Raw genomic sequence first — 5,689 nt, 5'->3', positions numbered from 1 at the left:
GTAGTTAGTTTTTCTAACTATAAATTTTAAAAAATTGCGAAACAAGAATTCCGCATGATTTAAGTTTATCACAGTTCAAATGGTTCCTTCTACTCTGAATAGGTTAAAAATGCTCCATTTGGATTTTGAATTTTTATGAAACAATAGAAATAGGCTCTGCTCCTCACGATGAATGAGATCATTACTTCAACAAAACAATTTGCTTCACTTTTTAGAAGATGAACAAAATGATTTCTGCACCAAAACCAGTTCCATGAAGCATGGCAACCCTTTGAGGGAGAACCATCTTATTTGTGCTTTTGGCCATTGATATCATCTTCTCTTTTAAATAAACAGTGGTCAGCAATAACTAACCACTGTTTATTATATCGCCTATTTTGTTCTTCTCCAACTCTTTAACAGTAAAAATACTCCGTTCGACAATAGATTTCTATCTCTCTGATATTGTATATCCACTATAGTTTTAGATGTATCATCTTTACCATCTTAAATTGATCAGAAACTGCCATACTGACCTTTGTGGATAGCTTTAAGCCATTTTTAGGGATGTAACGATAGTATGGTTCCTCCGCAATCACCTTCACATTACCCCCGCTCTTTGCTGCCAGTTCTTCCGCTGAATCCACATAAAAGAGCATCTGTGCATCAGCATGGCCGACCTGTTTCATATATTTTTTCTTCATCATGGTCATGCCTCTTTTGTTCACCGTATCAAAAACAACTTCCATATTTCCAAATTGTCCAATCATACGCAGAAGGGCAATAACCTTATGTTCCTCAAAATAATGAAACAACCCGCCTGCAGTAACAAGAACAGGAGCATCAAGTACATCATTGCGAACTTTTATGATCCAGTCCTTCACAAAGGCATCCCCGGAAATATAAAATTCCCGCTCCGGTTCGGGAAGAAGACCCCGCCGGTATTCGATCACATGCGGCAGATCCACGGCATACCAGTGTGTCTTTCCGTTATCACATCGGTGATAGGTTGTCTCCAGACCACAGCCCAGCTGAACAATCACACCGTCCGGTCTGCGTTCCAGAAAAGACCGAATAATCCGATCCATATTAGCAGACCGGGAAGCAGAGGCCAAAAGGGTATACTGGTTCTGCATATTCTGTTCAATCAAGTCTAACGGCAGCCTATTTTTCAATTCCAATGCCTTTTTATCATATAAAATTTGCGAGCAATGCTCACTAGCATAAATTCTTCCCAGCATAGGGACAAACAGGGTATCCTCCACGACTCCTAACTTGGACATAGCCAAACCTCCTGTTTTGATACATTACTTTCTGCCGACAAGCAGCCGGGAAGACCCCAGCATCATCATGGCAGCCCGACGGTGGGAACCAAAAGCTTCCTGTGCAGTGTCAACGAGTCGTACTTCCTCATACCCCATATCTCGCAGTTTCTGCGCAAAACCTTCCATGTCACCGTACATCTTTGGTTTCATATCATCGTTGAGTGCAAAGACGCCGCCTTTTTTCAATACCCGCAGGCTTTCCAGCAGCAGTTTCTGCATATCAGCACCCATAACATTGTGATAGACATAGTTGCTGATGACTACATCAAAACTCTCATCAGGAAAATCCAGCTGCTTCGCATCACCGTGCTGAAATACACAGCGGGAAGCCACGCCCTCACTGGCAGCATTCTTCTCGCAGAGTGCTTTGCTGTAATTGTACACAGCGCCCCAGTAATCAACACCGATCACTTTTGCTTTCGGCCATGTCAGAGCTGAACGGATTGTCAATGCTCCGGAGCCGCAGCCTACTTCCAGAATCTTTCCCTCACCGTCATAGTCCAGATGAGAGAGAACGACTCGATGAACCTGTTCCATGATTCCGCCACCGCCAAAGGCATACTGCCGCCTGATCCATGTGATCCAGATCAGCAAAACCAAAAGTGCGATTGTGATAACAGTAAACAGAACACCAAGAACAGCGACATGTAATACATAAAAAGAGAGGACAGCCAGCACAGCGGCCAAAACTCCGATTCCGCCAATGATGTAAAAGACAGGGTTGGACATCCAGCTTCCATAGTCTTCTCCGTGGGTGCCAAGTCGGATATTTTCCTGCTTACAATGGTTCTTGTTCATTACATTTCCTCCTTCTTTACGCAAGTTTCCAATTCTGGCTTTCTGTCTGCAGTTTTACCATATGGGCATATACACCATTCTTTTCTTCTAGTTCCTGTGGCGATCCTTCTTCTGCCACGGTGCCATCAGAAAGGACAACGATCTTATCTGCCCCGGCTACGGTACGCATCCTGTGGGCGATAACCAGAACGGTTTTATCTGCAATCAGACGGGAAAGGGCTGTCTGTATCAGAGTTTCATTCTCCACATCCAGGGAAGCCGTGGCTTCATCCAAAAGAATGATCGGCGCATTTTTCAGAAATGCACGAGCAATAGAGATACGCTGGCGCTCTCCGCCGGAAAGTTCACAGCCATTTTCCCCGATATTGGTATGCCATCCATCCGGCAGTTTTTCCGCAAATTCATCCACATTGGCAAGTTTCGCAGCCGCAATGACCTGTTCATCTGTGGCGTCTTTGTTTCCGATTCGGATATTCTCCAGAATCGTATTGTCAAACAGTGTAACATCCTGAAATACGATGGAATACAGAGAAAGCAGTATTTCCGGGTCAATTCGGGATACATCCATGCCGCCCACGGTAATCTTTCCTCTGTGAATATCCCAGAATCTTGCAGCCAGCCGGGATACGGTTGTTTTTCCGCCGCCGGATGGGCCGACCAAAGCCGTAACCTCTCCCTGTTTTGCCGTAAAGGAAACATCTTTCAATACCGTTTCTCCGGTATTGTAGGCAAACCCAACATGGTCAAAGACAATATCATACCCCTGATTGGAAAGCCTGTCACTGCCTTGCTGGATCGGATGATCAAGAATCTCATTCATACGGGCAATGTTGGTTCGTGTACTGATGACTGCCGCAAGATTCTGGAGTGCGCCCTGCAAAGGGTCATATAAACGGGATACTACCAAAAGGAACATAAAGAATGTAAGCACGGAGAGGCTTCCCTGCATGAGCAGAACAGCTCCCACCAGCGCAACCGTTGCAATACCAAGCTTCAGTACCAGTGATGCGGAAACCACAAAAGCAGCAAGCCCAAATTCATTGAGGATGGAACGATGCTCCACGGCACGGATCTTCTTTTCCAGCCCCTTTAAATATGCCTGCTCCGCGTTGTTCGCTTTCAGGTCACGAACCGTTTCAATGCACTCCTGTATCCCGTCTGCGCAGGCCATCTTCACATCCATCGCTTTCTGATTCAGATTTTCCTGAATCTTTGCGGAAAATCCCACAATCGCAAAGGCAACCGGCAGAACCCATAAGGCAGCCAGTGCCATTTTCCAGTCCGTAAAGAGCAGACCGATGGAAATCAGAACTGTAGAAATGATCGAACCCGCAAGCTCAGGGATAAAATGTGAAAAGCTCTGTTCCAGGAAGGTACAGTCCGCCATAATGGTGCTGGTAAGATCGGCTAAATCCTTTTTCCCGAAAAAGGAAAGGGGAATCTTACGCAGATGCTCTGCAAGGGTAATGCGGCGGATACCGCTTTCTTTGTAAGTGGCAAAATAGGTCGCATTATATTGAAAGAAAGTGGTCAGCAGAATCAGGCCGATACACACCACGCAGCCTGCCACATAAAATGGAATTTTCCCACCGGGAACACCTCCGTTCATCAGATCGCTGACCATGTAATATAAAAGACCTACCGGAAACATCAAAGACAGATTCTGAAGGACACAGGCCAGGCAGCCTTTGATCAGGTCTTTTGCTCCCTGTTCAGACAGGGCATATTTTTTCTGCAGTTTTTTGATCATATCACTGCACCTCCTTTGTTACCTTCCATTGCACGGAAGTCTGGTAATTTTTCCACATACGGCTGAACATGCCGTCTTTTGCAAGCAATTCGCGGCTGTTGCCGCACTCGGCAACCTGTCCGTTGCAAATGACAAAAATCTGATCCACATTTGTTACGGTAGAAAGCCTGTGGGCAATCATAATCACGGTCTTTCCCTCGGAAAGTCTTGAGAAAGCAGCCTGTACGCGGCTTTCGTTATCCGGGTCAGCAAAGGCAGTGGCTTCATCCAGAATGATGATCGGTGCATTTTTCAGCATTACACGGGCAATGGCAATTCGCTGCTGCTCGCCGCCGGAAAGATAGAGACCCTTTGTACCGATAACCGTATCCACACCCTGTGGGAGTTTTTCCAGAATATCATCGCACTGTGCGTGATGTAGGGCAGCCAGAACTTCCTCACGGGTAGCTTCCGGTTTTCCCATACGCACATTTTCCAGAATGGATGCCTTGATCAGACGGCTGTTCTGAAATACGAAAGACACCGTGTTCATGAGTTCCTCTTTCGGGATGTCTTTCACATTAACACCACCGATTTTTACCATTCCGCTCTGGGGATCAAAGAATCGGGAAATCAGATTGGCAAGGGTTGTTTTTCCACCGCCGGATGGGCCTACAAAAGCTACCGTCTGCCCTGCAGGAATGGTCAGTGAAATATCTTTTAATACTTCTTTTTCTCCATCATAGCTGAAATGAACCGATTCCAGTTCCACGGAAGCGTTTTGAGGATGCTTTGGATGTTTCGTTTCCTCCAGAGGCTTCAAATGCAAAACGCTGTCAATTCTCTGTAAAGCGTCGTCTACGATCATGGCATTTTCACTTTGGAACATAATGCGTGTCAGTGTGACAGAAATAACCGGCGTAATAATGATATAGAAAATGAGATCCAGTAAGAAACCGGAAGTCACACCGTCTTGTGCAAGCAACAGTCCTCCGGCGATCAGTGTGGCAAAAACTCCGTTGATCGCAGCTGTATAGAACATCATCGGTGTCCGAAGCTGCTTGGTATAGGCGATCACCCATACTTTATAGCGGTCAATGGAGTCTTTAAACTTCTTAAAGGAAAAGATCGTCTGGCCAAATGTTTTTACGACCGGAATACCGCGGACATACTCTACCGCTTCGTTGGACATATCATCCAGCGCATTCTGGTATTCTTTCATCTTTTCCTGCATCTGCTTTCCGGTCATTGTCATCATGATCAGAAACCCCAGAACAACCGGAACAAGGCTCAACAGTCCCAGTCTCCAGTCAAATGCAAACAACAGCACCAAAAGACCACAGGGGGTTGCAATGGCATTGGCTCTGTCGGGAAGCTGATGAGCGAGATAGGTTTCGGTGGCTGCGCTGGATTCGTTGACGATTTTGCGCAGTTTTCCGCTGCCAAAACTTTCGGCAAACCCAAGAGGAAGCTTAACAATATGCTCCATGGTCTGGATACGCAGGTTTGTGGCAATACGAAATGCCCCTAAATGGGAACACATAAGCCCGGCTATGTAGACAAGCACCGCTAGGACTGCAAACAATACTGCCATCCATCCATTGCCGGTCAGGTTCTGTTCCTGGCCAAAATCTGGTGCCACCTCCAGTACTTCCTTTATCATTTTCCAGATGTAATAGAATGGCACCAGAGCAATGAGGGCACTGATGGCAGAAAGCACCCAGGAAGCATAGGTCAGGTACTTATGGCTGCCTGCAATTTCCAGCAGGCGTGATAAATTGGATTGTTTTTTCAAAAAAATTCCTCCTTTTCTTTGTGATAATCTCTCGGAATCTTAATCCCTTGATTTATAAGGGGG

At 46.0% G+C, this 5,689-nt stretch carries 4 protein-coding genes; all 4 read right to left on the bottom strand.

The window, feature by feature from the left end; translation table 11 throughout:
- Positions 1 to 455 precede the first annotated feature (455 nt).
- Genes FLB61_RS12795 through FLB61_RS12780 form a run of 4 tightly spaced genes read right to left on the bottom strand, consistent with a single transcriptional unit; the run spans position 456 to position 5,626 of the window.
- Positions 456 to 1,262, bottom strand: a complete 807-nt coding sequence (locus FLB61_RS12795) for a class I SAM-dependent methyltransferase (protein WP_221920412.1) — start codon at positions 1,260 to 1,262, stop codon at positions 456 to 458.
- Between the two features lie 24 nt (positions 1,263 to 1,286).
- Positions 1,287 to 2,102, bottom strand: a complete 816-nt coding sequence (locus FLB61_RS12790) for a class I SAM-dependent methyltransferase (protein WP_087203478.1) — start codon at positions 2,100 to 2,102, stop codon at positions 1,287 to 1,289.
- 16 nt (positions 2,103 to 2,118) lie between these two features.
- Positions 2,119 to 3,852, bottom strand: coding sequence for an ABC transporter ATP-binding protein (locus tag FLB61_RS12785; protein ID WP_221920411.1), 1,734 nt, complete (start codon positions 3,850 to 3,852; stop codon positions 2,119 to 2,121).
- A gap of 1 nt (position 3,853) precedes the next feature.
- Positions 3,854 to 5,626 carry an ABC transporter ATP-binding protein gene (locus tag FLB61_RS12780; RefSeq protein WP_221920410.1) on the bottom strand — a complete coding sequence of 591 codons (1,773 nt, stop codon included), beginning with the start codon at positions 5,624 to 5,626 and terminating at the stop codon, positions 3,854 to 3,856.
- Positions 5,627 to 5,689 lie beyond the last annotated feature (63 nt).

The organism is Sellimonas caecigallum (assembly GCF_019754295.1).
Taxonomy (GTDB): Bacteria; Bacillota; Clostridia; order Lachnospirales; family Lachnospiraceae; genus Sellimonas; species Sellimonas caecigallum.
Note: the sequence above shows the minus strand (reverse complement) of the source record. Positions and strands in the feature narration are given on the sequence as shown.